Origin of the sequence: Streptomyces formicae, assembly GCF_002556545.1 — a bacterium.
Classification (GTDB): Bacteria; Actinomycetota; Actinomycetes; order Streptomycetales; family Streptomycetaceae; genus Streptomyces; species Streptomyces formicae_A.
Window position 1 is genome coordinate 5,177,374 of sequence record NZ_CP022685.1, and the last position, 26,288, is coordinate 5,203,661.

At 74.7% G+C, this 26,288-nt stretch carries 17 protein-coding genes; 7 read left to right on the forward strand and 10 right to left on the reverse strand.

Annotation, left to right across the window (positions count from 1 at the left end; translation table 11 throughout):
• Positions 1 to 73 precede the first annotated feature (73 nt).
• The gene (locus KY5_RS22380; protein ID WP_098243931.1) at positions 74 to 1,510 is read left to right on the forward strand and encodes a PLP-dependent aminotransferase family protein; all 1,437 of its coding nucleotides are present in this window, start codon (positions 74 to 76) and stop codon (positions 1,508 to 1,510) included.
• 28 nt (positions 1,511 to 1,538) lie between these two features.
• Here the strand turns inward: KY5_RS22380 and KY5_RS22385 are convergent, their stop codons facing one another.
• Positions 1,539 to 2,495, reverse strand: a complete 957-nt coding sequence (locus KY5_RS22385) for an alpha/beta fold hydrolase (protein WP_098243932.1) — start codon at positions 2,493 to 2,495, stop codon at positions 1,539 to 1,541.
• A 113-nt stretch (positions 2,496 to 2,608) separates the two neighbouring features.
• Here KY5_RS22385 and KY5_RS42615 point away from each other — a divergent pair, with 113 nt between their 5' ends.
• Positions 2,609 to 6,352 carry a BTAD domain-containing putative transcriptional regulator gene (locus KY5_RS42615; protein WP_418952807.1) on the forward strand — a complete coding sequence of 1,248 codons (3,744 nt, stop codon included), beginning with the start codon at positions 2,609 to 2,611 and terminating at the stop codon, positions 6,350 to 6,352.
• Positions 6,353 to 6,387: 35 nt separating this feature from the next.
• Here the strand turns inward: KY5_RS42615 and KY5_RS22395 are convergent, their stop codons facing one another.
• On the reverse strand, positions 6,388 to 7,101 hold the full coding sequence (locus KY5_RS22395) for a response regulator (protein ID WP_098243933.1): 714 nt from the start codon (positions 7,099 to 7,101) through the stop codon (positions 6,388 to 6,390).
• 8 nt (positions 7,102 to 7,109) lie between these two features.
• Positions 7,110 to 8,864: a sensor histidine kinase gene (locus KY5_RS22400; RefSeq protein WP_098243934.1), complete on the reverse strand. Its 1,755-nt coding sequence runs from the start codon at positions 8,862 to 8,864 to the stop codon at positions 7,110 to 7,112.
• A 142-nt stretch (positions 8,865 to 9,006) separates the two neighbouring features.
• Here KY5_RS22400 and KY5_RS22405 point away from each other — a divergent pair, with 142 nt between their 5' ends.
• The 4 genes from KY5_RS22405 (at position 9,007) to KY5_RS22420 (ending at position 16,134) form a co-directional block, all read left to right on the forward strand.
• Positions 9,007 to 9,552 carry a hypothetical protein gene (locus KY5_RS22405; RefSeq protein ID WP_159072585.1) on the forward strand — a complete coding sequence of 182 codons (546 nt, stop codon included), beginning with the start codon at positions 9,007 to 9,009 and terminating at the stop codon, positions 9,550 to 9,552.
• Positions 9,553 to 9,681: 129 nt separating this feature from the next.
• Positions 9,682 to 10,524: a response regulator transcription factor gene (locus KY5_RS22410; RefSeq protein WP_098243936.1), complete on the forward strand. Its 843-nt coding sequence runs from the start codon at positions 9,682 to 9,684 to the stop codon at positions 10,522 to 10,524.
• Positions 10,514 to 12,715: a HAMP domain-containing sensor histidine kinase gene (locus tag KY5_RS22415; protein ID WP_234362812.1), complete on the forward strand. Its 2,202-nt coding sequence runs from the start codon at positions 10,514 to 10,516 to the stop codon at positions 12,713 to 12,715. Before KY5_RS22410 ends, KY5_RS22415 begins: the two co-directional genes overlap by 11 nt.
• Positions 12,716 to 12,987: 272 nt before the next feature.
• Positions 12,988 to 16,134 (forward strand): BTAD domain-containing putative transcriptional regulator, encoded by a 3,147-nt coding sequence (locus tag KY5_RS22420; RefSeq protein ID WP_418952875.1) that lies wholly within the window; start codon positions 12,988 to 12,990, stop codon positions 16,132 to 16,134.
• Positions 16,135 to 16,194: 60 nt separating this feature from the next.
• Here the strand turns inward: KY5_RS22420 and KY5_RS22425 are convergent, their stop codons facing one another.
• The 4 genes from KY5_RS22425 to KY5_RS22440 all read right to left on the reverse strand — a co-directional run bounded on the left by KY5_RS22425 (position 16,195) and on the right by KY5_RS22440 (position 22,155).
• Positions 16,195 to 17,898, reverse strand: coding sequence for a bifunctional 3'-5' exonuclease/DNA polymerase (locus KY5_RS22425; protein WP_098243938.1), 1,704 nt, complete (start codon positions 17,896 to 17,898; stop codon positions 16,195 to 16,197).
• Between the two features lie 411 nt (positions 17,899 to 18,309).
• Positions 18,310 to 19,152, reverse strand: a complete 843-nt coding sequence (locus tag KY5_RS22430; protein WP_098243939.1) for a nitrilase-related carbon-nitrogen hydrolase — start codon at positions 19,150 to 19,152, stop codon at positions 18,310 to 18,312.
• A gap of 70 nt (positions 19,153 to 19,222) precedes the next feature.
• On the reverse strand, positions 19,223 to 21,373 hold the full coding sequence (locus KY5_RS22435) for an ABC transporter permease (RefSeq protein ID WP_098243940.1): 2,151 nt from the start codon (positions 21,371 to 21,373) through the stop codon (positions 19,223 to 19,225).
• On the reverse strand, positions 21,370 to 22,155 hold the full coding sequence (locus KY5_RS22440) for an ABC transporter ATP-binding protein (protein ID WP_098243941.1): 786 nt from the start codon (positions 22,153 to 22,155) through the stop codon (positions 21,370 to 21,372). Before KY5_RS22440 ends, KY5_RS22435 begins: the two co-directional genes overlap by 4 nt.
• A gap of 90 nt (positions 22,156 to 22,245) precedes the next feature.
• Here KY5_RS22440 and KY5_RS22445 point away from each other — a divergent pair, with 90 nt between their 5' ends.
• Positions 22,246 to 23,433: a DUF2786 domain-containing protein gene (locus tag KY5_RS22445; protein ID WP_098243942.1), complete on the forward strand. Its 1,188-nt coding sequence runs from the start codon at positions 22,246 to 22,248 to the stop codon at positions 23,431 to 23,433.
• Positions 23,434 to 23,460: 27 nt separating this feature from the next.
• Here KY5_RS22445 and KY5_RS22450 read toward each other — a convergent pair whose 3' ends face one another.
• The 3 genes from KY5_RS22450 to KY5_RS22460 are packed head-to-tail and all read right to left on the reverse strand — an operon-like array spanning position 23,461 to position 26,178.
• On the reverse strand, positions 23,461 to 24,012 hold the full coding sequence (locus KY5_RS22450) for a hypothetical protein (RefSeq protein ID WP_234362814.1): 552 nt from the start codon (positions 24,010 to 24,012) through the stop codon (positions 23,461 to 23,463).
• Positions 24,009 to 25,481, reverse strand: coding sequence for a sensor histidine kinase (locus tag KY5_RS22455; RefSeq protein ID WP_098243944.1), 1,473 nt, complete (start codon positions 25,479 to 25,481; stop codon positions 24,009 to 24,011). Before KY5_RS22455 ends, KY5_RS22450 begins: the two co-directional genes overlap by 4 nt.
• 4 nt (positions 25,482 to 25,485) lie before the next feature.
• Positions 25,486 to 26,178 carry a response regulator transcription factor gene (locus tag KY5_RS22460; RefSeq protein ID WP_098247407.1) on the reverse strand — a complete coding sequence of 231 codons (693 nt, stop codon included), beginning with the start codon at positions 26,176 to 26,178 and terminating at the stop codon, positions 25,486 to 25,488.
• Positions 26,179 to 26,288: the final 110 nt, after the last annotated feature.

Here is a 26,288-nt window from a genome sequence, read left to right on the forward strand (position 1 = left end):
CGACGAGATGGCGGTGCAATAGGATCTTTGCTCTCGGTGCAATGCGGGCTGACCAGGGAAAACGGGGTGGAGCGTGCGGCGGGACGAGTTCCGGCGGGTCGCGGACGAGGTGGCGGCGGAGATCGCGAGCGGGGTGCTGCGGCCGGGTGAGCGGCTGCCCACGCAGCGGGCCTTCGCGCGGGCGCGGGGCATCGCCAACTCCACCGCCATCCGCGTGTACGGCGAGCTGACGCGGCGCGGGCTCGTCGTCGGCGAGGTGGGGCGCGGCACGTTCGTCCGGGCCTCGGCCCCGCACGCCGGGGGCGCCGCCCTCACCGAGCGCGCGGCGGCCGACGCCGCCGGGCCGCCGCCGCCCGCCGTGAACCTCGAACTCAACTACCCGGTGACACCAGGGCAGTCGGAGCTGATGAGCAAGGGGCTCGCCCCGCTGCTCAGGCCCGACGTGCTGCTCGACGCCACCCGGACCGCCGCGCCCGCCGGTACGCCGCAGGCGCGCGATGCCGCCGCCGAGGTGCTCGCCCGCGCCGGGTGGCGGCCGGAGCCCGAGCGGCTGCTCTTCGCGGGGAACGGGCGGCAGGCCATCGCCGCCGCGCTCTCCTCGCTCTGCGGGCCCGGCGGTCGCGTCGGCGTCGAGGAACTGACGTATCCGCTGGTCAAGTCCATCGCCGGGCGGATCGGCGTGCGGCTGGTGCCGGTCGCCGTGGACGAGCAGGGCATGGTCCCCGAGGCGCTCGCCGACGCCCACAGGAGCGCTCCGCTCAGTGCCGTCTACGTACAGCCGACCCTCCAGAACCCGCTGTCCGTGACCGCGGGGGAGGGGCGCAGGGCCCAACTGGCCGCCGTTCTGCGGGAGTACGGGATCACGGCGGTGGAGGACGCCACGTGGGGGTTCCTCGTGCCGGACGGTCCTCGCGGGCTGCCTGGATCCGGTCCTGGTCCGCTCGCGCCCCTCGCCGCGCACGCGCCCGAGCGGACCGTCCTCGTCGACAGCCTCTCCAAGCGGCTCGCCCCCGGCCTCACCGTCGGCATGCTGGCCGCGCCCCCGGGGCTCGTCGAGACCCTCGCGGACGGCCTGCGGGCGGGGGCCTGGACGGCTCCGGCCTTCAGCCTGGAGGCGGCCGTGCGGTGGATCGCCGACGGGACCGTCGCGGCGGTCGTCGAGGCCAAGCGCGCCGACGCGGCCGCACGCCAGCGGATCCTGCGGGAGCGGCTCGGGGTCGACGCGGCGGGCCGGGTCCGCGCGGGCGGCCGGGTCCGTACCGATCCCGGTGCGTACTACTGCTGGTGGGACCTGCCGTCGCGGTGGCGGGCCGAGCCGTTCGTCGCCGCGTCTGCCGCGCGCGGCGTGGCCGTCACGCCCGGCGCGGCCTTCGCGGCGGGCGGGCATCTCACCCCGGACGCCGTACGGATCGGTCTCGCCTCCCCGCCGACGGAGGTGCTCGGGGAGGCGCTGGGGGTCCTCGCGGAGGTCGCGGAAGGCGTGCCGGGGGCGACGGGCGCGGCCGGCTGACGGGCGGGCGCGCCCCGTCAGCGGGCGATCACCCCGTGGCCAGCAGCGCGCGCAGTGCCTCCGTGACCCCGGCCGGGTCCTCCTCCGCCATGAAGTGGCCGCACGAGACGGTGCGGTGCGTCAGACGGGGCGCCCAGGCCCGCCAGCGCGCGGCGGCGTCGAAGCCGAGCGCCGCGCCCCAGTCCTGCTGGAGCACCGTGACCGGCATGCCGAGGGTGCGGCCCGCGCGCCGGTCGGCGGTGTCGTGTTCGAGGTCGACGGTCGCCGACGCGCGGTAGTCCGCGACGATCGAGGGCACGGCCTCGCGCGACGCCTTCAGGTAGGCGGCCCTGACGTCGTCGGGAACGGCCGCGGGGTCCCGCGTCCAGATGTCCAGGAAGTGGCCGAAGAACGCGTCCGCCGACGCCTCGATCATCCGCTCGGGCAGACCGGGCGGCTGCGCCATCAGATACAGGTGGAAGCCGACCGCGGCGGACGTGCCGTGCATGACCTCCCACATGTCGGGCGTCGGCAGCACGTCGAGCGAGGCGAGGTGCGTGATCGCGGCCGGGTGGTCGAGGCCCGCCCTGACCGCGACGAGCGCGCCGCGGTCGTGCCCGGCGAGCGCGAACCGCTCGTGGCCGAGGGCGCGGGCGAGCGCGACGACGTCGGCGGCCATCGTGCGCTTGGAGTACGTCGCGTCAGAGACGGCGGCAGGCTTGTCGCTGGCGCCGTATCCGCGCAGGTCGGGGCAGATGACGCGGTGGTCGACGGCGAGCTCCGCCGCCACGTGGCGCCACATCAGGTGGGTCTGGGGAAAGCCGTGCAGCAGGACGACGGGGGTGCCGGTGGCGGGCCCGCCGACGGCGACGTTGAGCGCGACGCCTTCGTCGCCGTCGCCGTCGACATCGCCGTCGACATCACCGTCGACGTTGACGCGGTGGTAGGTGAATCCGTCGATGCGGGGGCCCGGGGCCTCGGTGTTCTCTCGGTGCGTTCGGTGCATACGGAGAGGGTGCGCCGGGTGGATCAGCAGCGGATCAGTGACGGCTCAGCGATGGCCCGGCGGCGGGGCGGCGGCGGCTCGGCGCACCTCGTCCGAGCGGGTACGTTGACCCAGTGCCGCAGCAAGCAGGGGGCCCCGCCCGGCCGCCGCAGGAACCGGCGGTGGCGTTCACCGTGCTCGGGTCCGTGGGCGCGCGCGACGGGGACGGGCGGCCGCTGGGGCTCAAGGGGCCGATGCACCGTGCCGTACTGGCCAGGCTGCTGATCGCGCGCGGCAAGGTCGTCCCCCTGGAGTGGCTGGTGGACGACCTCTGGGAGGACCCGCCGCCGAGGGCCGTCGGCACGATCAGGACGTTCGTCTCCACGCTGCGCCGCGCCCTCGAACCCGACAGGCCGCCGCGCGCCCCCGCCCGCCTCCTCGTCACCGCGGGCCCCGGCTACGCGCTGCGCCCCGCGCCCGACGCGGTCGACGCCTGGCGGTTCGAGTCGGCGGTGCGCGGCGCGGGCGAGCTCCTCGAAGCGGGGCGGCCCGGGCCCGCCGTACGGTGCGTCGACGAGGCGCTCGCGCTGTGGCGGGGGCCCGCGTACGCCGAGTGGGCCGACGCGGACTGGGCGCGGGCGGAGGCCGTGCGCCTGGACGGCCTGCGGCTGCTCGCCGTGGAACGCCGCGCGGCGGGGGCGCTGGCGCTCGGCCTGAGCGACGACGTGGTCCCCGACCTGGAGGCGCAGGTCGTGGAGCACCCCTGGCGCGAGGAGTCCTGGCGCCTCCTCGCGCTCGCGCTCTACCGCTCGGGCCGCCAGGGCGACGCCCTCGCCGCCCTGCGCCGGGCCCGCCGCATCCTGGTCACGGAACTCGGCGTGGACCCCGGGCCCGAGCTGCGCCGATTGGAGGCGGGGGTGCTGGGTCAGGAGCCCGGGTTGCTGGCGCCCGGACCCGAGGCGGCGCGGGTGGCGGATTCCGACGGTTTCGTGGGGCGGGAGCGGGAGCTGGCCGTCCTTGAGGGGGCTGCGGGGCGTGCGGAGCACGCTGCCGGGCACGCCGGATACCTCGCCGGACACGGTGGGCTCGTCCTGGTGTCCGGTGAAGCGGGCGCCGGAAAGACGGCCCTGGTCGAACAGCTGACGGCACGCCTCGCGGCCCGAGGCTGGACCACGGCGTGGGGCCGCTGCCCGGAACACGAGGGCGTACCGGCGGCATGGCCCTGGACCACGATCCTGACGGAACTGGCGGCGGGGCCGTGGCCGACCGGGGCGGGGGCGGACGGCGGGGCCGAAGGCGCGGTGCCCGTGCCCGTGCCCGGCGGGGCGGGGGAGCGACCTGCTTCTGCCGCTGCCGGGGAGACGCCTGCCCGCGCTGGGCAGTCGCCCGTTCCTGCTGGGGAGCCTGTCTCGGCTGGGTGGCGGTCCGCTGCTGCGCAGGGGTCTTCTGTGCGTGGTGGGCGGCCGTGTGGCTTGGCAGGGTGTTCCCTCGCCTCCGGCGGGGAGGAGCCCGTGGTGGCGGGGCGGTCGCTTGCCCCGGCTGGGGGGCCTGTCTCGGCTGGGTGGCGGTTCGCTGCTGCGCAGGGGTCTTCTGTGCGTGGTGGGCGGCCGTGTGACTCGGCAGGGTGTCCCGTCACCCCCGGCGGGGAGGCGCCTGCCCCTACCGACCCCGCCTTCCCCTCCACCGGAACATCCCCCGCCCCCGACGCCCGCTTCCAACGCCGCCGCGCGCTCGGGGAGTTGCTGCGTGGCGTCGTCGCGCGGGAGCGTGGCCCCCTGCTTCTCGTGCTCGATGACCTCCAGTGGGCCGACGACGAGACGCTGGAGTGTCTGGAGGGCCTGGAGGGTCTCGGATCGCCCGCGTCGGCGGGTGTGCTTGTCGTCGGGATCCATCGGGAGGCCGACGTGCCCGCGCGGCTGCGGGCGTTCCTCGGGCGGGCGGCTCGGGGGGAACCCGTGCGGGTCGTCCTCGGCGGGCTCGGCGAGGACGACGTGGCCGCGCTCGTCCGCACCGTCGCGGGCCCCGGCGTGGCGGACGACGCCGTCCGTGCCGTGCACGCCCGCAGCGGCGGCAACCCCTTCTTCGTACGCGAACTGGCCCGCCTCTGCGCCACGGACGGCCGCGCCGCCCTCTCGGGTGTCCCCATCGGCGTACGCGACGTCATCCGGCACCGGCTCGGCGCGCTCGGAGAGGAGGCGCGGACCGTGCTGCGGCAGGCCGCCGTCATCGGGCCCGAGGTCGATCTCGACCTCCTGGTCCCGCTCGCGGGCGGCAACGAAGACGCGGTCGTCCACGCCGTCGAGACGGCGCTGCGCCACGGCTTCCTCGACGAACTCGGCCCGGAACGCGTCCGGTTCGCCCACGCGCTGGTCCGCGAGACCCTGTACGAGGACATCTCCCGCGCCCGCCGCGCCCGCTGGCACACCGCCCTCGCCGAGGTCATCGAGACGCTGCGCCCGGACGACGTCGACGCGCTCGCCGACCACTACCTCCGCGCGGGCACCCGGGCGACCTCGGCCCGCGCCGCCCGCTACGCCCAACTCGCCGCCCACCGCGCCGAACAGGACGCGGCCCCGCACCGCGCGGCCCGTCTGTGGCGGGCGGCGCTCGACGCCCATGACCGGCGCGGGGGCGATCGCGCGCGCGAGCGGCTCGGGCTCGTCATGGGACTCGTCCGCGCCCTCGCCCTCACCGGCGGCCTCGCGGAGGCCAGACAGCACCGCTCCGACGCCCTCGCCGACGCCGAACGCCTCGGCGACCCCGAGCTGACCGCCCAGGTCATCGGCGCCTTCGACGTCCCCGCCAACTGGACCCGCAACGACGATGAAGCGCTCTCCCGCCGCATCGTCGACGCCGCCGAACGCACGCTCCTCGCGCTCCCCGGGGACGACGACGCGGCACGCTGCCGCCTGCTCGCCACGATCGCCATGGAACTGCGCGGCTCGACCGGGCCGCGCGGGCGCGACGCGGCCGCCGAGGCGGAGGCGCTCGCCCGCTCCCTCGGCCCCGGTCACGACCCGGCACTCCTCGCCTTCGCCCTCAACGCCCGCTTCATGCACAGCTTCGAGCGCACCGGCCGCTCCGCCGAACGGCTGCGCATCGGTGAGGAGTTGGTGGACATCGCCGGTGGGGCGGGGGCGCTCGTCGCCTTTCGCGTACTCGGGCATCTGATGTGCCTTCAGGCGCACTGCGCACGCGCCGAGTTCGCTGAGGCCGACGCGCACGCCGAGGCCGCCGACCGCCTCGCCGAGCGGTACGACCTGCCCCTCGTCGGGGTGTTCACCGAGTGGTACGCCGCACTGAAGTCGGCCGTGTCCGGGCGTACGGAGGAGGCGCGTGCCGCGTACGTCGCCGCGGCGGAGCGCCTCCCGGAGACGGGGATGACCGGGCTCGCGGACGGGCTGCTCCCGCTCGCCCTGTTCAGCCTGCGGGGCCAGGAAGGCCAGGGAGGCCAGGGAGGCCAGGGAGGCCAGGGAAGCCAGGGAAGCCAGGGAGGCCAGGGAAGCCAGGGAAGCCAGGAGGGGCAGAAGGGGAAGTCCTTGAGGGGTGACGGGTACTTCGGGCCGTACGACCCCTGGTGTCGTCCCGCACCTTGTGGCCCGCCGCCCTCCCCTCCCGACCTCCTCCTGGAGGCCCGCCTCTGTCTGCACGCCAGGGCCGCTGTCGCCGCCGGTGACGACCCGGTCCTCATGGAGCGGCTCTACCGCGAACTCCTCCCGGCCTGCGGGGAGTTGGCGGGGGCCGGGAGCGGTCTCGTCAGCTTCGGGCCCGTGGACCGGTACGCGGGTGAGCTCGCCGCCGCCCTCGGCAGGGCCGCGGACGCGGCGCGGCACCACGAGCGGGCCCTGGCCCTGGAGTCCCGCCTCCGCGGCCTCTGACCCTCACCGGCCACCGCCACCGGGCCCCGGGTCCCTCAGGAAGCCAGCCCCGCCCGGTGCGCGAGCAGCGCCGCCTGCACCCTGCTGTCGCTGTCCGTCTTCTCCAGGATCGCGGCCACGTGCGTCTTGACCGTCCCCACGCCGATGCCGAGCCGCAGCCCGATCTCCAGGTTCGGCAGCCCAGCGCCGAGCATGGCGAGCACCTCGCGTTCGCGGTCGGTGAGGGCGGCGACGCGGTCCTCCGCCGATGCCGGGCCGGTGGCACCCGGGGTCCCCGACGGCGCGGGGGCGGCGCCGCCCTGGAGCATCCGCTTGATGACCGTCCCCGTCACGCCGGGCGAGAGCACCGCGTCACCGGCGGCCGCCGCCCGCACCGAGCGGATCAGTTCGTCGGGACCCTCGTCCTTGAGCAGGAAGCCGCCCGCGCCCGCCTGGAGGGCGCGCGTCACGTTCTCCTCGTCGCCGAACGTGGTGAGCATGACGACCTGCGGCCTCGGGTCGAGCGCGATCAGCGGGGCGATCGCCGCGAGCCCGTCGAGCACGGGCATCCGGATGTCGACGAGGGCGACGTCGGGGCGCAGTTCGGCGGCGAGCGTGACCGCTTCGGCGCCGTTCACCGCCTCGCCGACGACCTCGATGCCGTCGGCGTGCTGGAGGATCATGCGGACGCCGTGCCGGATCATCTCCTCGTCGTCGGCGAGCAGGACGCGGATGGTCGTCGGGGTCTCGGAAACCGGCGGGGTCGTCATGGCTGCTCCTACGGTCTGGCCAGCGGGACGGTGAAGTGGTCGATGGCTGTCAGGACATCATCGTGGAAACAGTAGCGAGTCACCGCAAAACGGGCGGCTCTCTCCTCATCTGACTCCTCGCCTGCCCTCTCGCCTGCCCCCTCACCTGACCCCTCGCCTGACTCCTCGCTCGGCACCTCACCCGCTCCCTCGCCCGCCCCGTTCACGTACGGATAGAGGCAGCTCGTGGTCCCCGCGGGCACCGCGGGACCGTGCCCGGCGGCAGCCGCCCGCACCGCGTCGTTGTCGGGCGGCACCGACCGTTCGACCTCCTGCTTGCCCATCCCGACGTGCACCTCCTGCCGTTCGGGAAGGTCGGGGCCCGGCTGCGCCTCGCTCACCAGGCCGAGTCCGAGGCCGAGCATCAGGGCCACCCCGCCCATCCCGAGCACCGTCGTGAGCACGCCCGCGATCCGTCCCTGGAGGCCGCCGACCGCGCCCTCCTCGGCCGTCGTGTCCGGCAGCGGCGGCCCCGGCAGGGGCTCCGCGCGGCTCGCCGCGTCCGGCCCCGTGGGGATCGTCGCGGTCACGTCGAAGCCGCCGCCGGGCACCGGGCCCGCCTCGAACGTGCCGCCGAGCAGCGTCACCCGCTCGCGCAGTCCGACGAGCCCGCGCCCGGTGCCGAGCCCCGTGGTCGCGGTCGGCGGGCTCGGCGGTACGCCGTTGCGCACGGAGATCCGCACCTCGTCGTCGGTGTGCGCGACCGTCACGGTGACCGGCGCTCCCGTCGCGTACCGGTGCACGTTCGTCAGGGACTCCCGTACGACGCGGTGGACCGCCCTGCGTACCGAAGGACCCTCCGCGTCGCCCAGATCGGGGCCCTCCCAGGTGAACGTCACCGGGATGCCGCCGCCGCGCGACTCCGTCACCAGGGCCTCGATGTCGGGGCGCGTGCCGGTCGCGTCGGTGAGGGCGTTCGTTCCGGTGTCGCGCCCCAACGGGCCGAGTACGCCGAGGACTTCGCGGAGTTCGTTCATCGCGTCCCGGGTGGCCTTGCGCAGTATGGTCGCCTCGTCGCGCAGCTCGGGCGCCTGCTTGCCGAGGGCCAGTTCGAGGCCGCCCGCGCGCAGCGAGATCAGGCTGAGCCGGTGGCCCACCAGGTCGTGCATCTCGGCGGCGATCCGGGAACGCTCGTGGATGCGGGACTCGCTGTCCGCGAGGCGGCGGGCCCGCTCGGCGGCCGCGGTGCGCTCGCGCAGCGCGCGGAGCAGCCGGTCCTGCTGGCCCGCCGCCGTGCCGACGAGCCCCGGCACGATCACCGTCACGGCCGCGAGCATCGTCCCGAGCGCGAGCCCGTACTGCCAGCTGCCCACCGCCATCGGCCGCGCGGTCACCGCGGCCACCAGCATGGTGAGCGCGGCGGCGGTGAGCAGCACGGCGACCCTGCGGCGTGGCTCGGCCACCTGTCGCGCCGCCGGATACGCGGCCACCGCGACGAGCAGTCCGGCCTGCGGCATCACCCCCGCGAGGGCGGCGAGGGCGAGCAGGCTCCCCACGGGGAACCGCCGCCGCACGACGAGCGCGAGCAGGACGACGAGGCCGTACGCGATCTTGCCGGCGCGCGGCAGGTCGGTGACGGCGGCGCCGAAGCCGGTGTACGTCAGGACGAGCAGCGCCCCGCCCGCCAGCGCCTCCAGGGCGGCACGGACCAGGTGCCAGGTGGTGCGGGGCTCGCGGGCGAAGGGGGAGCGGAGGGGGTGGCGGACAGGTGCGGGGCGGGGCATAACGTCAAGTATTGGACAGGTGGGGGTGTCCTCTTCGTACATCTTGAGGTGGATGGCCGCCGCGTTCTCTGCCTTTTGGCATAGGGGGAGGTTCGTCCTGCGGCCGTACGGAAAGGGGGTGGAGGGCGCGAAGACTGGACGCATGCCCCTGAACTCGTCCCAGTCGTCCCGGTCGTCGAAGCCCTCGAAGTCGTCGAACAAGAAGAAGGCCGGTGTCGTCGTCATCGTCGCGGCGGGCTGCCTGGCCTCGGCGGGTGCCGTGGCCGTCGCCGCGCCCGCGCTCAGGAACAGCTCGCTGATGCCGGACGCCGTCAGCGAGCACGTCTTCAAGGAGAAGACGCGGGCCTTCGCGACGGCGGCGGACGCGCCCACCAAGGGCGACCTGGCGTTCGTGCTGCCCGAGTGGATCCCGCGCGACGCCGAGAACGTCAAGGTCAAGGTGAAGACGACCGGCGAGGCGAAGCTGATCCGCTTCACGCTGGCGGACGGACAGCGGCTGGCCCCGGAGCGGGAGTGCGGGGCGCGGGCGCGGCACGTGGCGGGCCCCGAACTGGACGCCCCCTGGTGGCCGGACCGCACGCCGAGCACGTCGCGCGGGGAGTGCGGGGACCACTACCGGTACCGGGTCGCGGTGCAGGGGGACACGGTGTACGCGTGGACGAACGGGGAGGCGTCGGCGGACGGGTAGGTGTGGGTGGGGGACGGTGAACCTGCGGGGGGGCGTGGGCCGGAATCGTGCCGGGGGCACTTATGAGGATCCTGTCAGGCCGCCGTCCGGATCCCGTTTCGTTTTCGTGCCGCGCCTATCCTCAACGCCATGTGCGCTTTTGTCCTGGTCGCGGAGGACGACGAGAAACAGGCCGAGCTGGTCCGCCGCTACCTGGAGCGCGAGGGCCACGTGGTCGCCGTCGTGCACGACGGGCGCGCGGCGCTCCGCGAGGCCCGGCGCGGGACGCCGGACCTGCTCATCCTCGACGTGATGATGCCGGGCGCCGACGGCCTCGAGGTCACCCGCGTCCTGCGCACGGAGCCGGGGCCGCCGGACCTGACGGGGCTGCCGATCCTGATGCTCACGGCCCGCTCCACGGAGGACGACCTGCTCGCGGGGCTCGATCTGGGCGCGGACGACTATCTGACCAAGCCGTACAGCCCGCGCGAACTGATGGCCCGCGTACGAACGCTGCTCCGCCGCGTGGGCGGCATCCACCATCCGGTGCCGGACGCCGGACAGCGCGTGCTGCGCGTGGACGGCCTCGTGGTCGACCCGCTGCGGCACGAGGTGACGGTCGACGGGCGCGGAGTGGACTGCACACCGGGCGAGTTCGACCTCCTCAGCGCGCTCGCGGGCGAACCCGACCGGGTCTTCACCCGGCCCCAGCTGCTCGACCACATCCACGGCTCGTCCGGCTACATATCCGCCCGCACGGTCGACGTGCACATCCTCAACCTCCGCAAGAAGATCGAGGCCGACCCGCGCCGCCCGACCCGTCTCGTCACGGTCTTCGGCATCGGTTACAAGCTGGTGGGGGCGGGGGCCGAGCCGTCGCCTTCCGGGGCCGCGGCCCCGAACCCGACTGCGGCCGCGGCCCCGGCCCCAGCCGCGGCACAGGTGACAGGTCTGCGCGCGCGGCACGGATCGGCGGCCTCGCGTGGGGCGTGACGTTCCGTTCCGCAAGAGCCTGTTGACGCGGCTGCTCGCCGTCTCCGTGCTGGTCTCGGTCGGGTCCATCGCCGCCACCGCGTGGCTCGCCGCGCAGACCACGTCCGGTGCCATCCGGCAGGAGCAGGGGCAGGTGCTCGCCGACGACGCGCGGATCTACGACCGGCTCCTCGGCGTCGGCGCGGGCGCGCCCGACTGGCGCGGTGCCGACGAGGCCGTCCGTGAACTGGCCCGCCAGACCGGCCGCCGCATCGCCCTCACCACCCAGGACCGCAAGGTCATCACGGACTCGGCGGCGCCCGCGGGGAAGAGCGCGGCGCAGGACGGCCGCAGGCCCGCCGCCCTGCCGCCCAAGGCGGCCGCCGTCGTCGATCCGCTCTCCGTGGACACGATGCTCGCGGGCAGGCCGGAGGACCGGTCAGCCGACCGCATCGACCCGCGCGCGGTCGGCCCCTACCGGCTCCCCGCGAAGGAACGTACGCGGCTCAAGGGCCAGGCCGACCAGTACGTGTCCTGTCTGCACGGGCTCGGTCTGCCCGCCGAGCTCGTCGTCGGGCCCGGCGGCCGCCCCGTCGTCGAGACCGGCGACCCCTCGGGCGAAGGGCCCGGTGGCGATCGCGCCGCGCTCCTGGGGGTCAAGTGCCCTGGCTCCCTGTTCAACCAGCCGACGGCGACCGAGCAGAAGGCCGTCACCAAGCTCAACTCCCTCGTCGAGGCGTGCATGAAGCGGCGTGGCCTCGGTTCCGTCGCGGTCAGCCTCGACCTGACCGGTCGCGACGGCGCGAAGCCGGTGGGTGTCATACCGACGTATCCGCCCATCGAGTCCGAGGCCGAGGCCAAGGTCAAGGCCAAGGCCGAGGCCGAGCGCGAGGCCCATGCCGAAGCGGGGCGCGAGCCCCGGGACGGTCCCCGGGCTGACACCCGGGACGGCACCAGGGCCGACAAGACCCCCGATACCCCCGATACCCCGGACACCTCGAACATCCCCGAGACCTCGGATACCTCAGACACCTCGGATACCTCAGACACCTCAGACACCCCTTCCCTCGCTGTTCCCACCCCCTCCTCCACCCCCAGCCGCGGTATCGACCCGGCCGCCCCCGCCACCCGGCCCACCGCCACCGACCGGGCCAACGCCGCGGCCGCCACCTGCGTCGACACCGCGCGCCGCGAACAGCTCGGGCCCTTCGTCTCCACGCCGGCCCTGCTCTTCATCACCAGTTCCGACGGCGCTCCCGTCGCCCGGGGCTTCAGCCTCTCGGTCGCCAACACCGCCCGTCTCGCCGGGCTCGCCGCCGCCGTACTCGCCGTCACGGTCGCCGTCACCGCGCTCGCCGCGACGCGGCTGACCCGTCCGCTGCGCGCGCTCACCACCGCGACGCGGCGCATGAAGTCGGGTGCCACGGACGGGCCGCCGGTGCCCGCGAGCGCTACCCGTTCCGCGGGCGAGATCAGCCAACTGGCCGCCGCCTTCAACGACATGGCGGCCCACCGCAAGGCCCTGGAAGAGCAGCGCAGGGCCATGGTCAGCGACGTCGCGCACGAGCTGCGCACCCCGCTGTCCAACATCAGGGGCTGGCTGGAGGCGGCGGAGGACGGCGTCGTCGAGACCGATCCCGAACTCGTCACCTCGCTGCTCGAAGAGGCCCTGCTGCTCCAGCACATCGTCGACGACCTCCAGGACCTGGCGGCCGCCGACGCGGGCACGCTGCGGCTGCACCGCGAACCGGTGCGGGCCGCCGAGATCGCCGAACAGGTGGCCGCGGCGCACCAGGCGCGGGCGGACGCGGCGGGCGTACGGCTGCGCGCGACGACGCTCGGCGACCCCTGGCTGAGCGCCGATCCGCTGCGGCTCCGCCAGGCGGTCGGCAACCTCGTCTCCAACGCCATCCGCCACACCCCCGACGGCGGCAGCGTCCGGATCACCTGCCGGACCACGCCCGACGCCGTACTCATCGAGGTCGCCGACACCGGCACGGGCATCGAGCCCGACGACCTGCCGCACGTCTTCGACCGCTTCTGGCGCGCCGACAAGTCGCGGGCCCGCGCGACGGGCGGCAGCGGTCTCGGCCTGTCGATCGTGCGCAATCTGACGGAGGCGCACGGCGGGACGGTGACGGCGGCGAGCGCGCCGGGCAAGGGGTCGCTCTTCACGGTGCGGCTGCCGGAGGCGCGGGAGGGGTCGGTCTGAATCCCCAGCACGGGTCGGTCTGATCCCCGGGCGGGCCTCCCGCCCGGTCGGGCAGGGCGAAAGCCCCGGTCGCTCACCTCCGACGACCGGGGCTCTCTCTGCCCCCGGACCCAGCCGCGGCGGCGACACTCCCCCGAGTTACGCGCTGTGCGCGAGTACCGGCGGGCCAGGTCCGATGTCGTGATCACATCAGGGCTCACCAACAGATCGCTAACATGTGGCCAACGGTGTGCACGGGGGCACAGGGAGACGGTGTGAGTGAGCGGTGCGAGCTGCGGTCCGGACTGAAGTTCGGTCTGCTCGGGGCGCCCGCGGTGTACGACGCGGCGGGTGAGCCGCGTCCTGTGCGCAGCGCGAAGGGGCGCGCCCTGCTGGCCGCGCTGCTCCTCGAACCGGACCGGGTCGTCTCGCTCGGCGCCCTCAAGGACGCGCTGTGGGGCGACTGTCCGCCCGCGTCCGCGCAGGCGTCCCTGCAGAACCACGTCACACGGCTGCGGCGCCTCCTCGACGATCCGGAGCGGCTGCGCTCGGTGCCGCCGGGGTACCGGTTGCGGGTCGCCGACGCGGAGTTGGACGTACGCCTCTTCGAGAGCCGGGTGGCCCGCGCGCGGGAGGCGCACGCCGCGCGCGACTGGGCGCGGGCCTCGGCGCACGCCGCCGACGCGCTCGCCCTGTGGCGCGGCACGCCGCTGAGCGGCCTCCCCGACTCCGTGGCGGTCCACTCCCTCGTACCGCGCCTCGAAGAAGCCCGTCTGCTCGCTCTGGAGTGGCGGTACGACGCCGAACTCGCACTCGGCGCCGACGGCCACGGCGCGGGCCTCGCCGCGCTCGTCCCCGAACTCACGTCCCTGGTCGCCGAGCACCCGTTCCGCGAGGTCTTCCACCGCCACCTGATGCTGGCCCTGCACCGCACGGGCCGCCAGGCGGAGGCCCTCACCGTCCACCGAGAACTGCGCCGCAGGTTGGTGGAGGAGCTGGGGGTCGAGCCGGGGGCGGGGGTGCGGGAGGCCCATCGGGAGGTTCTGCGAGTGGAGTTGGAGGGGGCGGGGGTGGGTGCGGGTGTCGCATCCACTGGGGTTGAGGCTGAAGCTGAGACTGAGGTTGGGGCTCAGGTTGGGGCTGCTCTTGAAGGTGAAGAGGGCCGCTGCGGCGGGGAGTTGGCGGGGCAAGGTCAAGGCGTTGGCGTTGTGTCGGCGGCAGCCGGGGGCGGTGGGGATGGCGGTGAGGTCGGGGACGGCGTAGGCGGTGCGCAGTCGGCTGAGTTCGATGGCGTCGGGGAAGAGCGGAGCCGGAAGGAGCGGGCGCCTCGGCCTGCTCAACTGCCGCCCGCACCCGCGCACTTCACGGGTCGCGTCGACGCCGTCCACGCCCTGCGGCGCGGGCTCACCGGGGAGCGGCCCTTCGCCGTCGTCTCCGGCATGGCCGGTGTCGGCAAGAGCGCGCTCGCGCTGCACGTGGCGCACGGGCTGCGCGAGGAGTTCCCCGACGGGCAGCTCTACGTCAACCTCCGCGGCGCCACCCCCGGCATGACCCCCCTCACCCCCGCGGCCGCCCTCGCCTCGCTCCTGCGCGACCTCGGCGCCGAGCCGCGCCACGCCCCCGAGGGCGACGAAGACCCCTCGGCGGCCAGCGCGTTGCTGCGTTCCCTGCTCGCGCCCACCCGCACCCTGATGGTCCTCGACGACGCCGCCACCGCCGCCCAGGTGCGCCCGCTGCTGCCCGGCGGACCCGGCTGCGCCGTCGTCGTCACCAGCCGTTCGCCGCTGACCGCGCTCGACGGCGCCGAGCGCTTCCCCCTCGAACCGCTCTCCGACGGCGACAGCGCCGCCCTCCTGCGCGCCGTCTCCGGACGGGACGGGCTCGACGCAGGGCACCCCCTGGTCCGCCTCGCGGGCCGCCTCCCGCTCGCCCTGCGCATCATCGCCGCTCGGCTCGCCGCGCGCCACGCCCTCACCCCGGACGCGCTCGCCGAACTCCTCACGGTCAACGGCGGCCGCCTGGACCACCTGGAGTACGACGACCTGAGCGTGCGCTGCTCCCTCTCCGTCGCCCTCGACGCCCTGCGCACATCGGACCGCGAGGCCGACCGCGACGCGGCCCTCGCGCTCGCCAGGATCGGCGCGCTCGACCTCCCGACGTACGGAGTGCCGCTCCTCGCCCGCCTGTTGGACACCGACGAACCACGCGCGGGCGCCGCGCTCGACCGTCTCGTCGACGTCGCCCTCCTCGAAGAGACCGCCTACGGCAGGTACGCCCCGCACGACCTCGTCCGCGACTTCGCGAGGGAGGCGTCGGAGGACGACGGCGCCTTCGTCGATCGCGTCGTGGAGACCGCCCTTCGCTGGTACGCGGAGTCCGCGCGGCGCAGCCTGCTCGCGATCATCCCGGAGGGGCTCGACCGGGCGGACCGGCTGCGGGGGGTGGAGGCGCGGTTGGGGAGCGCCTCCACGGCCGAGCCCCTGTCCAGGGAAGCCGCCTTCGCCTGGGGCGACACCGAGCTCGACAACATCGTCGCCCTCGCCGAGCGCCACCGGGACACCTCCGCGCTCGTGCCCGTCCTGGTCCGCTGTCTCTTCCCGTACCTCCAACGGCGCGGCCGCCTCACCGAGTTGGCCGCGCTCGGCGCCGTCGCCGTGGCCGCCGCCCGCCGTCAGGGCGACACCGCCGACGAGGCCCAGGCCCTCACCGACCTCGCGGGCATGCACTACATGTCTGGCCGGGGAAGCGAGGCGCTCGCCCTCAACGACGAGGCCCTCGCCCTCTGGCGCGGACTCGGCGTCGTCTCCTGCGTACGCCGCGGCCTCAACAACCGCGGTCTCCTCCTGGAAGGGCTCGACCGGTACGAGGAGTCCGCCGAGGCCCTCCACCAGAGCCTGGCCCTCGCCAAGGAGCTCGCCGACCCGCTCAGCGAGGCCGTCACCCTCAGCCACCTCGGCAACCTCTACGAGCACACGGACGCCCGCGCCGCCATCGCCCACCACGAACGCAGCCTCGCCATCGGCGAGACCATCGGCCACGCCATCGTCCGCCAGTCCGCCCACTGCAACATCGGCTACGCCCACCTCACCCTCGGCGAACCGGCCGCCGCTCTCGCCCACTTGGAGGAGAGCCTGCGCGTCCACGACGAGTACGAGGACTGGCACGGTGCTTCCCAGGCCCGCCTCGGCCTCGTCCGCGCCCTGCGCGAACTCGGCCGTCACGAGGACGCGGCCCGCGAGTGCGCCGTGCTCCTCGACCGCGCCGAGCAGCGCGGCGACACCCACATGGCCGGGCTCGCCCGGCACCAGCACGGGCTGCTGCTCGCCGCCACGGGGCGTCGTGAGGAGGCGTACGAGCAGTGGGAGTCGGCGCTTCGGGCGCTGGACGGGACGGACAGCAAGGTGGCGGACGAGCTGAGGGGGTTGCTGGGGGTGTCTTAGTCCGGGTCGGGCTCGGCTCGGGGGTGCCTTGGTCCGGGTCGGGCTCGGCTCGGACTCGTCCTACTTCGCGTCCGCGTAGCACTCGACCACCGCGATCGTGAACGGGAAGCGCACCGGTGTCTCCCCGAACGCGATCCGGCCCGCCAGGTCCCCGGCCGCCCGCACCGCCGCCGTCACCTCCTCCGCCTCCTCGACGGGGCAGTGCACGATGACCTCGTCGTGCTGGAAGAACACCAGTTCCGCCCGCAGGCCCGCCTCCGTGATCGTCCGCCGCAGCGCCGCCAGCATCAGGAGCGCCCAGTCCGCCGCGCTGCCCTGCACCACGAAGTTCCGCGTGAAACGGCCCCTGGCGCGGGAGTTGGACGAGGCGTACCCCGGCGTGAACTCGCCGTCCTTGACCGGGCCGGGCACGGCCTCCTGGGGGATGCCCGCCTCGTCGTCCTCGCCCGCCCCGGCCGCCGGAGGGCTCGTCCTGCCCAGCCACGTCCGGACGAGCCTGCCCTCCTCGCCCGCCTTCGCCGCGTCGTCCACGTACGCGACGGCCAGCGGGAAGCGGCGGCGCAGCGCCGCCAGGTTCTTCAGGCCGTCGCCCGACGTCTGCCCGTACACGGCGCCCAGCAGAGCGAGCTTGGCGTGGTCGCGGTCGCCTGAGAACGCGCGGTCGGACAGGCGCGTGTAGAGGTCCTCGTCGCTGCCCGCCACCTCCATCAGGCCCCGGTCGCGGGAGATCGCGGCGAGCACCCTGGGCTCCATCTGGTCGGCGTCGGCGACGACCAGCCGCCAGCCGGGGTCGGCGACGACCGCCCTGCGGATCACCTTGGGGATCTGGAGCGCCCCGCCGCCGTTGGTCGTCCAGCGGCCGCTGACCGAGCCGCCCGGCGTGTACTCCGGGCGGAAGCGGCCGTCGCGGACCCAGTCCTGGAGCCAGCTCCAGCCGTGCGCGGTCCAGATCCGGTACAGCTTCTTGTATTCGATGAGGGGCTTCACTGCCGGGTGGTCGATCTCTTCGAGCTCCCAGCGGCGGGTGGACGTCACCTTGATGCCCGCCTGCGCGAACGCCTTGACGACGTCGGCGGGCAGGTCCGGCCGGACGCGGCGGCCGAACGCGGTGGAGACCTCGTCGGCCAGCTCCGCGAGGCGGCGGGGTTCGCCGCCGCCCGCGTACCGCTCGCCGAGCAGTTCGTTCAGGAGCTCGCGGTGCAGGTCCGCGCGCCAGGGCAGGCCCGCGGCGTTCATCTCGGCGGCCACCAGCATGCCCGCGGACTCGGACGCGGTGAGCAGGCGCAGGCGGCCCGGGTGGGCGGAGGCGTCGTGTCTTCGCTGCTGCTCCGCGTAGACCTCGACGAGGTCCGTGAGGGGGAGGGGGGTGCCGCCGGGGCGGGGCTCGAAGAGGAAGAGGGAGTCCTGGGAGCCGGGTTCCGCGGCGCGGGGCGGGGGGTCGGGAGGCACGGGGGTGTTGCGGATGCGGGCGAGGGCGGCGGCCGCGGAGCGGGGTTCGCCGAGGCGGCCTTCGTGGCCGAGGAGGAGGAGCTCGGCGGCCTCGATGTCGTAGCAGCGGGTCACGTGGGTGCCGGTGGCGAGGAGGCGGGGGTAGATGGCGGTGGTCGAGCGCCAGATCCAGCGGGTGACGGCGGGGCGGGAGCGGATGGCGTGGGCGAGGTCGGGTTCGCGGAGGACGGGGCCCGCGGGCAGGGAGTCGTCCCCGAGGGGCACCAGGTCGGCGCCGGTGCCCTCGGTCGGGGTGATGGCCCACCGATCACTCATGTGGGGAGTGTCGCACTCGGGACTGACAGTGGCGGGGTCGCGGGGCTCGGTGGGTGCGGGTCTTGCGCCTTGGGTTCGGTTGTGGGGCGGGGCCGCGGGGGTATGTGCGTACTCGCCGTCCCAGAGCATTGCCAATGGGTTTGCTTCCCTGCTTCGTCCACTGATGTGCTCCGTGCGCACATACCCCCACGTCCCCTCGGGCCGTCCAGGCGACTGCGGCCCCGTTTAGGGGCGCGGGGAACTGCGCAAAACCCCGTGTGACACCGCACCGGAGGTGGGGAAGAGGCCCCCACCTCCCCCACCCACCCGGCAGGGAACCGCGCAAAACCCCGTGTGACACCGCACCGGAGGTGGGGAAGAGGCCCCCACCTCCCCCACCCACCCGGCAGGGAACCGTTGCCGAGGGAGGCGTCAGCTGTCTCCGCCCTCGTCGATCAGCCTCCGTACCTCGCGGTCCACGAGGCCAAGCCGCGCCTCCGCCACCAGAGGAACGGACCGCCGCTGCCGACGCGCCTCGTGGACGTCGATGTCGACCGTCACGAGACCCGGCTCCCACTTCGGCGCCTGCGCGACCACCGTCCCGCGCGGGTCGACGACGCGGGAGCCGCCCCAGAACGACGCCCCGTACTCGTTCCCGACCCGGTTCACGAAGATCACCCAGCACTGCAGCATCCGCGCCGTGTAGGAGAGGAGCGTGTCCCAGTACAGCCCCGTGTCCATCGCCTCCGGATCGAGGCTCGCCGCGCTGTTGGTCGGTACGACGATGACCTCGGCCCCGTCCTGCACCGCGAGCCACGGCAGGACCGGCTGCCACGCGTCGTTGCAGACGAGCGTCGCCGCGCGCCCGTGCCCGCCGGGCAGGTCGTACGCGCGCAGGTGCTGGCCGGGACTGACGTGCTTGCGTTCCTCCCAGGCCAGGTAGTTGGGGAGGTACAACTTGCGGTGAGCGTGCAGGAGTTGCCCCGCGGAGTAGTACGCGGACGTGTTGTAGGCCCGCAGGCTCGTGTGCTCGTGGAGGCCGACGATGACGTCCGGACCGCCCGGCGCGGCGAGCGCGAACAGGCGCGGGTCGTCCGTCGTGATCGACGCGTCCCGCTTGAGGCCGCCCAGGTGATACCCGTGCAGGCTCAGCTCGGGGAAGACCACGAGGTCCGCGCCCTGGGCGGCCGCCTGGGCCACCTGGTCCCGCGCGGTCTCCAGGTTCTCCTCGATCTCACCCAGTGCGCAGTCGGTCTGCGCCAGCGCCACTCGCATGCCCCGAGCCTCGCAGCGCCCACGGCCCCCCGCACTCCGGGAGCGTCCGGCCGTGGAGGTCCCACCCGGCTCACCAAGCCCGCCGAGCTCGCCGCACCCCGGCAACCCCCGCCGTCACCGCCACCACCGCGCACGCCCCCGCGCCCACCCCCACCGCGTCCCACGGCACCGCCCACGCCACCGGGGCCGAGAGCCGCGCGAGGCCCGTCGCCAGGCCGCCCAGGGTGATCGCCGTGACCAGGAGACCGAGGAGCGCGCCGACCGTCACCGCCACCAGCGCCTCGCCCGCCACGACCATCCGCACCTGCGTGGACGTGGCCCCCGCGAGCCGCAGGGAGCGCAGCTCCCCGGAGCGGACCGACGCGGCCATCAGGAGCGTGCTCGCCAGCGAAATCGCCGTGTAGGCGAGGGAGATGGCCAGCAGCATCAGCAGGCCGATGCGCGTCTGCGCCTTGGTGGCGGGGTGGGTCGCCGCCAGCCACTCCCGCGCGGTGCGCACCTGCCCTCCGGTCGCCGACGCCAGCGCGGCGGCCGTCGCGGTCCGGTCCGCGCCGGGCCTCAGCGTGACGTCGACGCGGTCCACGGGGACGGTCCCGGCGCGCGCCGCCGTGACGTACGCGCCGTTGTCCCCCGTCCCGCGCGCGAGCACCGCCGCGATCCGCAGCCGCGCTCTGCGCCCGTCCCCGAGCCACACCTCGACGCGCTCGCCGACCCGGTGCTCCTCCCACTCCTCGTTGACGACGATGGAGCGGTCGTCCAGGTCCCGCACGTCGCCCGCCACCACCGGCAGCCGCGACGTGGCGGCCCACGCGTCCGGGTCGCCGATCGCGCGCGCGTCCGAGCGGACCAGGGCGCTGCCCTCTTCCCGTACGAAGACGGCGGTGGCGGCGGAGGGGGAGGCGGCGGCGATTCCCGGGATGGCGTCGCGGGCGGGCGGTCTCTTCAAGTCGGTGCCGGTCACGACCAGTTGGGCGGACGTCTGCTCGCGCGCCTCCGCCGCCTTCGCGCCGCTCACGGTCTGCGCCGAGCCGAGCAGGCTGCCCGCGAGCGCCACCGTGACCAGGACGGGGGCGGCCACGGCGGCGGTGCGGCGTACGGAGGCCGTGGAGTTCTCGCGGATGAGCAGGCCGATGGCGCCGGGCAGCCGCAGGGCGCGTACGACGGGGCGTACGAGAAGGGGAGCCAGTGCGGCGGCGGCCGTGATGAGGATCATCGGCTGGGTCGTGTACGTCTTGCGCTTCAGGAGGGCGGACGGGTCCGTCGAGAGGTCCCTGATCAGCAGTCCGAGCGCCAGGGCCAGGAGCGCCGCGCCGATCAGGCGGCGGCTCCACGGCATGACGTCGCTGTCCACGGACGCGTCGCGCAGCGCCTCGGTGGGCGTGATGCGACCGGCCCGGCGAGAGGCGGTCCAGGCTCCCGCGAGGACGACGAACAGTCCTGTCCAGAAGGCGAGTTGGCACGGCCAGGCGAACGGTGACGCCGTGGTGGGGATCGTGAACCACTCCGGGGCGATCCCGGCGTCGACCATGGCGTCGCCGAGGAGGGGAGCCGACCGTGCGCCCAGTGCGCAGCCTGTCGCGGATGCCGCGATGCCCACCGCCAGTGCCTCGCCCAGGAGTTGGGCGCGCACCTGTCCCGGCGTCGCCCCCGCCATCCGCAGCAGCCCGAACTCCCTTCGCCGCAGCGCCACGACGAAGGCGAACGTCGACGCGGTGACGAAGACCGAGACGAAGGCGGCGACCCCGCCCGCCGTGCCGAGGAAGGCGTTCACGGCCACCAGCGCCTCGGCGTCCCGCGCGGTGGCCGGGTCGGCGCGGCGGCGGTCGTCGCCGGTGAGGACGAGGGCCCGGTCGCCGACCGCGTCGCGTACGGCGGAGGCGGGGGCGTCGACGCCGACGGCGTCCCGTGCGGCGCCGTCGAGGCGCACGGGGCCGAGCCGTCGGAGGTCGCGCAGAAGTTCGATATCCACAGGGTGTGGATGAGCGAGCGGCTTCGCTACGTGATCGGTGTCCGGCCCGCGCCGCACCGGCACGGTCAGCGTGTCGTGACCCATGACGACCACGGGCGACCCGGCGAACCGCACCGGCGCGCGCTCCGGCGCCCCGAGGCTCGCGTCGAGCCCGAGCCCCATGGCCGCGGTGAGCCCGACACCGAGGGCGACGGCGACGAAGGCGCCGAGGAGGGTGGTCCAGCGGGCGCGCAGCGAGGCGAGAACGATCATCGTCCGACCGCCCCGGCGCCGGCGCCAACGGCTCCGGTGTGTCTCTCCAGCGTGGCCATCCGCCCCGCCACCTCCTCGGCGCGCGGGCGGAGCAGCTCGCTCTCCACCCGCCCGTCGACGAGGAACACCACCCGGTCCGCGTACGAGGCCGCCACCGGGTCATGCGTGACCAGCACCGTCGTCTGCCCCTCCCCGTCCACCAACTCCCGCAGCAGACACAGGACATGACGGCTCGTCGTGGTGTCGAGCGCGCCCGTCGGCTCGTCGCCGAAGAGGACGGCGGGGCGGCTCACGAGGGCCCGCGCGAGCGCCACCCGCTGCTGCTGCCCGCCGGACAGCTCACCGGGCCTGTGCCCGGCCCGCTCGGCCAGGCCCACCCGGCGGAGCGCCGCGCGCACCTGCGCACGGGAGGGCCGACGTCCCGCGAGGCGTCCCGGCAGCGCGACGTTCTGCGCCGCGCTCAGCGAGGGGATCAGGTTGAACGACTGGAAGACGAAGCCGATCAGGTCCCTGCGCAACAGCGTCCTGCGCCGCTCGCTCAGCCCCGTCAGCTCGGTGCCGCCCACCTCCACCGACCCGGACGTCGGCCGGTCGAGCCCGGCGGCGCACTGCAACAGCGTGGACTTGCCGGAGCCGGAAGGCCCCATGATCGCGACGAAGCTCCCGGCGCGGACGGTGAGATCCACCCCGTCCAGGGCGACGACGTCGCGGTAGAGGCGGCGCACGGAACGGAGGCGTACGGCGGCCGCCGCGGTACCGGCCCCGGTATCGGTTTCTGTCATGCGCCAAGCCAAGCGCCGGGCGGCTCGCGGAACACGACCACTGGAGGGCGTCCGGGGGTATGCCTGGCCCTACCTCCTACCCTTGGACCCATGGATTCGGTGATCGACAAGGCGTTCGCGGCGGCGCTGTACGGCGACGGTGACGAGGGCCTGGACGCCGGGGCCTCGATGCTCGCGGCCGCACCCGACGCGGACGACGAGCTGCGCCTGCGCGGCGCCGAGTACCTGCGGCGCGCCTGGGAGCGGGGCTGGCAGCCCGCCGACGTCGTACGCGTCGTCCGGCGCGACCTGGACGCGGCTCATCTGAACCTGACCGCCGCCCTGATCCGCGCGGAGACCGGCCGCTACCCGCACCTGCCGCCGCGCTGGGCGGCCCAACTGGCCGACATCGGGCCCGGCGCCGAGAGCTCCCGGGACCGCTTCTCGTCCGCCACCGTCCACCTTCAGCTCTACCGCCTCCTCCTGCGCCTCCCGCCCATCGAGCCGGTCGGCCCGCCGCCCGGCGGTGCGGTGAACGGCCCCGTCGCGGGCGAGCCGCGCGCGCTGACCCGCATCCGCGCCCTGCTCGCCAAGGCCGAGGCGACCGGGTTCCCCGAGGAGGCGGAGGCGCTCACCGCCAAGGCGCAGGAGCTGATGGCGCGGCACTCGGTCGACGAGGCGCTGCTCGCCGCGCGTACGCACGCGAAGGACGTCCCCGGCGCGTGCCGCGTCGGCGTCGACGCCCCGTACGAGACGGCCAAGGCGATCCTCCTGGACGCCGTCGCCGCCGCGAACCGCTGTCGCGCCGTGTGGAACGAGGCGTACGGATTCTCGACCGTGGTCGGCTTCGCGTCCGACCTGGAGGCGGTGGAGCTCCTCTACACCTCCCTCCTGGTCCAGGGCACGTCGGCGATGACCAGGGCCGAGGCCGAGCAGCGCGCGGGCGGCCGCAAGCGTACGAAGACGTTCCGCCAGTCCTTCCTGATGGCGTACGCCCACCGGATCGGTGGACGGCTCGCGACGGCGGGCGAACACGCGGTCGCCGAGGCGGCGGAAGAGGCGGCACGGGAGGACTCCCTGCTCCCCGTACTCGCCGCACGCGACGTGGCCGTCACCGACCGCGTCGATCAGATGTTCCCCGAGACGACCACGACGCGGGTGCGCGGCGCGACGGACGGCGAGGGCTGGACGCACGGCACGGCGGCGGCGGACCGGGCCCATGTGCCGGGGCGCGGGGGCCGGGCTCCCGACGCCGACCGTTCGCTGGGGCGTGGGAACGGGAACAGCCGCGGGCGCTGACCCGCTCGGCTCCCGCGCCGAAGGGCCCTACTTCAGGAAGTCCGAGCACACATAGGGCCCCAACTCCTCCTCCCGCTGCACGCCTTCGGGAGGGACCGCCCGCACCGTCACCCGCACGTCGTCCGGCCTGGTGCGTCCGCTCTTGTCGAGGACGGCCTGTGCGCGCGCCAGGCTGCACACCAACTGGCCCGTGTAGTTGCGGTCGTTGACGGACGCGGGGTCGAGCAGCAGGTCGAAGACGCGGACCGTGAGCCTGTCGCCGTCTCCGGTGACCTCGAACCGGCCGCCGTGCACCAGCGTGGTGAGACCGGAGCGCCGCTCGGACTCGTCGGGTCCCGACATCAACAGCTTGATGACGGCGGCCGGTTCGCGCAGCGGCTCGTCCGAGCGCGTGACGCCCTCCAGGCGGCCCGTCTCGGAGACGAAGTAGATCCGCAGCCCCTTGGTGAGCCCGCTCGCGGGTTCCCCCGCGTCCACGATGCCGGTGGGGCGGACGCCGCAGCCCGCGAGCGTGAGCACCAGGGCCGCTGCCGCGAGGGCGACCGCTCCGCGTACGAAGGTCACTTCGCGTCCTCTCACTTCGCGTCCTCCTCGCCCCGCCGCCACGGCAGCCGCAACGTGAACGCCGCCCCGCCCCCGGCCCTGTTGGCCACCTCGATCGTCCCGCCGTGCAACCGCGCGTTCTCCAGGGCGATGGCCGTGCCGAGTCCGCTGCCCTCCGACCGGGTGCGCGCGCTGTCGGCCTTGTAGAAGCGGTCGAAGACGTGGGGGAGGACGTCGGGGGCGAGGCCAGGACCGCGGTCGGTGACCTCGACCGTCACCCAGTCGCCCGAGGCCGCCAGGGTCAGGGAGACCGGCTCGGCACCGTGCCGCAGCGCGTTGCCGACGAGGTTGGCGACCACGACGTCGATGCGGCGCGGGTCGACCACGGCCCGCACGCCGTCCGGGAGGTGGGTCCGGACGCGGTCGGTCAGGGCGCGCAGCGCGAGCGTGTTGCGCAGGGTCTCGGCGAGGTCGACCTCGCCGAGGTTGAGCCGTGCGGCGCCCGAGTCGAAGCGGGACATCTCCATCAGGTCCTCGACCAGCCGGGCCAGCCGCGCGGTCTCCGCGCTGATCGTGCGGGCGGCGTGCGCGGTGTCCGGCGGCAGTTGCGCGGCGTCCTCGTCGAGCACCGTCGCCACCATCGTCATCGCGGCGAGCGGCGTCCGCAGCTCGTGCGAGACGTCGGCGACGAACCGCCGCGCCTTGGCCTCCTGCTCGCGCAGCTCGGCGACGGACGACTCGAGGGCGTCGGCCGTCCTGTTGAAGTCCCGTGCCAGATCGGCGAGTTCGTCCCGGCCCTTGGGTGCCTCGACCCGTGACGTGAGGTCCCCCGCCGCGTGCCTGCGCGTGGCGCGGCCCAGTTCGCGCACGGGCCGCAGCACCGTGCGGGCGGCGAGCAGCGCGAGCACGGCGGCGAGCAGGACGACGGGTACGAGCCCGTCGCGTACGGCGTCGAGGATCTCCGCGGTGTCGTCCTGCTCGGCCCGCAACGAGGTGACGGCGAAGACATCGAGGCCGGACGGCGGCCCCGACTCGAAGGTGACGGGCGTACCCACGGCCAGATAGGGGCTGCCGTCCCGGTCGATCCGCTGAAGGCTCATGCGGTTCCGCTTCCGTACGGCCTCACGGAGCGAGGGGGAGATCAGCGACCGGTCGGCGGACGCGTCGGACGAGCCCTTCAGGGAGCGGTACTCGGCGACGACAACGGAGTCCCCGAGCCCGTCGGCGACGCTTCCGGCGAACCGCGTGAGGGAGACCTCGTCGGGCGGCACGGAGAGATCGGCGGCGACCTGGTCGACGCGGTTCTTGAAGTCGGTGCGCACGGCGTCCTGCTTGCGTTCGAGGACGGCGGTCCGCGACTCGCGGTAGGCGAGCCCGGTGGCGGTCACGGCGCTGACCAGCGCGACCAGCACGAACGCGACCACGAGCCGCGCCCGGAGCCCGCCCCACCGCCGCCAGCGGCCACGCCGCTCACGCGTCCCCGCCCCGCCGCTCACCTCGCTCACGTCCTCACACCGGCCCGAAGCGGTAGCCGAAGCCCCGCACGGTCTGCACGTACACCGGTCTCGCGGGGACGTCCTCGATCTTCGCGCGGAGGCGGCCCACCGCCGCGTCGACCAGGCGGGAGTCGCCGAGGAAGTCGTGCTCCCACACCGAGCGGAGCAGCTGCTCGCGGCTGAAGACCTGGCCGGGCGAGGCGGAGAGTTCGAGCAGCACGCGGAGTTCGGTGGGCGGCAGGGCGAGGGGCGTGCCGTGTTTGGCGACGGTGAGGCCCGCGCGGTCGATGACGAGCCCGGCGTACGTGTCCTCGCCCGGCCGCCGCCGCACCGGCTCGGCCCGCCGCAGCGCGGCCCGGATCCGCGCTTCGAGCACGGGCGCGGTCACGGGCTTGACCACGTAGTCGTCGGCGCCGGACTCCAGGCCCCGCACGATGTCGCCGTCGTCGCCGCGCGCGGTCAGCATGACGACGGGGATCGTCGACCCGGTCGCGCGGACGCGCCGGCAGACCTCGAAGCCGTCGATGCCGGGCAGCATCAGATCGAGCACGGCGAGTTCGACGTCCTGGCCCGCGGGCGAGGCGAGCAGCGCGAGGGCCTCCTCGCCGGTGGCCGCGGCGAAGACCGCGTACCCGTGGCGGCGCAGCACCAGTTCCATTCCGTCGCGCACGGACGCGTCGTCCTCGATCAGCAGCACATGGGGCACTCGGGGCATGCCGACGATTATGGGCGACGGTTTGACCAGTTCAGGGCTGGTACGGGCGCGGATCGTGGCCGCGCGGGGCATTGTTACGTGCTCATCATGTGGCGTTACGC

Bases quoted from the DNA above. Each gene is read 5' to 3' on its own strand.
- KY5_RS22385 (WP_098243932.1), bottom strand. From the start codon at position 2,495: ATGCACCGAACGCACCGAGAGAACACCGAGGCCCCGGGCCCCCGCATC.
- KY5_RS22445 (WP_098243942.1), top strand. From the start codon at position 22,246: ATGGATTCGGTGATCGACAAGGCGTTCGCGGCGGCGCTGTACGGCGAC.
- KY5_RS22430 (WP_098243939.1), bottom strand. From the start codon at position 19,152: ATGCGAGTGGCGCTGGCGCAGACCGACTGCGCACTGGGTGAGATCGAG.
- KY5_RS22400 (WP_098243934.1), bottom strand. From the start codon at position 8,864: ATGCCCCGCCCCGCACCTGTCCGCCACCCCCTCCGCTCCCCCTTCGCC.
- KY5_RS22425 (WP_098243938.1), bottom strand. From the start codon at position 17,898: ATGAGTGATCGGTGGGCCATCACCCCGACCGAGGGCACCGGCGCCGAC.
- KY5_RS22435 (WP_098243940.1), bottom strand. From the start codon at position 21,373: ATGATCGTTCTCGCCTCGCTGCGCGCCCGCTGGACCACCCTCCTCGGC.
- KY5_RS22440 (WP_098243941.1), bottom strand. From the start codon at position 22,155: ATGACAGAAACCGATACCGGGGCCGGTACCGCGGCGGCCGCCGTACGC.
- KY5_RS22395 (WP_098243933.1), bottom strand. From the start codon at position 7,101: ATGACGACCCCGCCGGTTTCCGAGACCCCGACGACCATCCGCGTCCTG.
- KY5_RS22410 (WP_098243936.1), top strand. From the start codon at position 9,682: ATGTGCGCTTTTGTCCTGGTCGCGGAGGACGACGAGAAACAGGCCGAG.
- KY5_RS22405 (WP_159072585.1), top strand. From the start codon at position 9,007: ATGCCCCTGAACTCGTCCCAGTCGTCCCGGTCGTCGAAGCCCTCGAAG.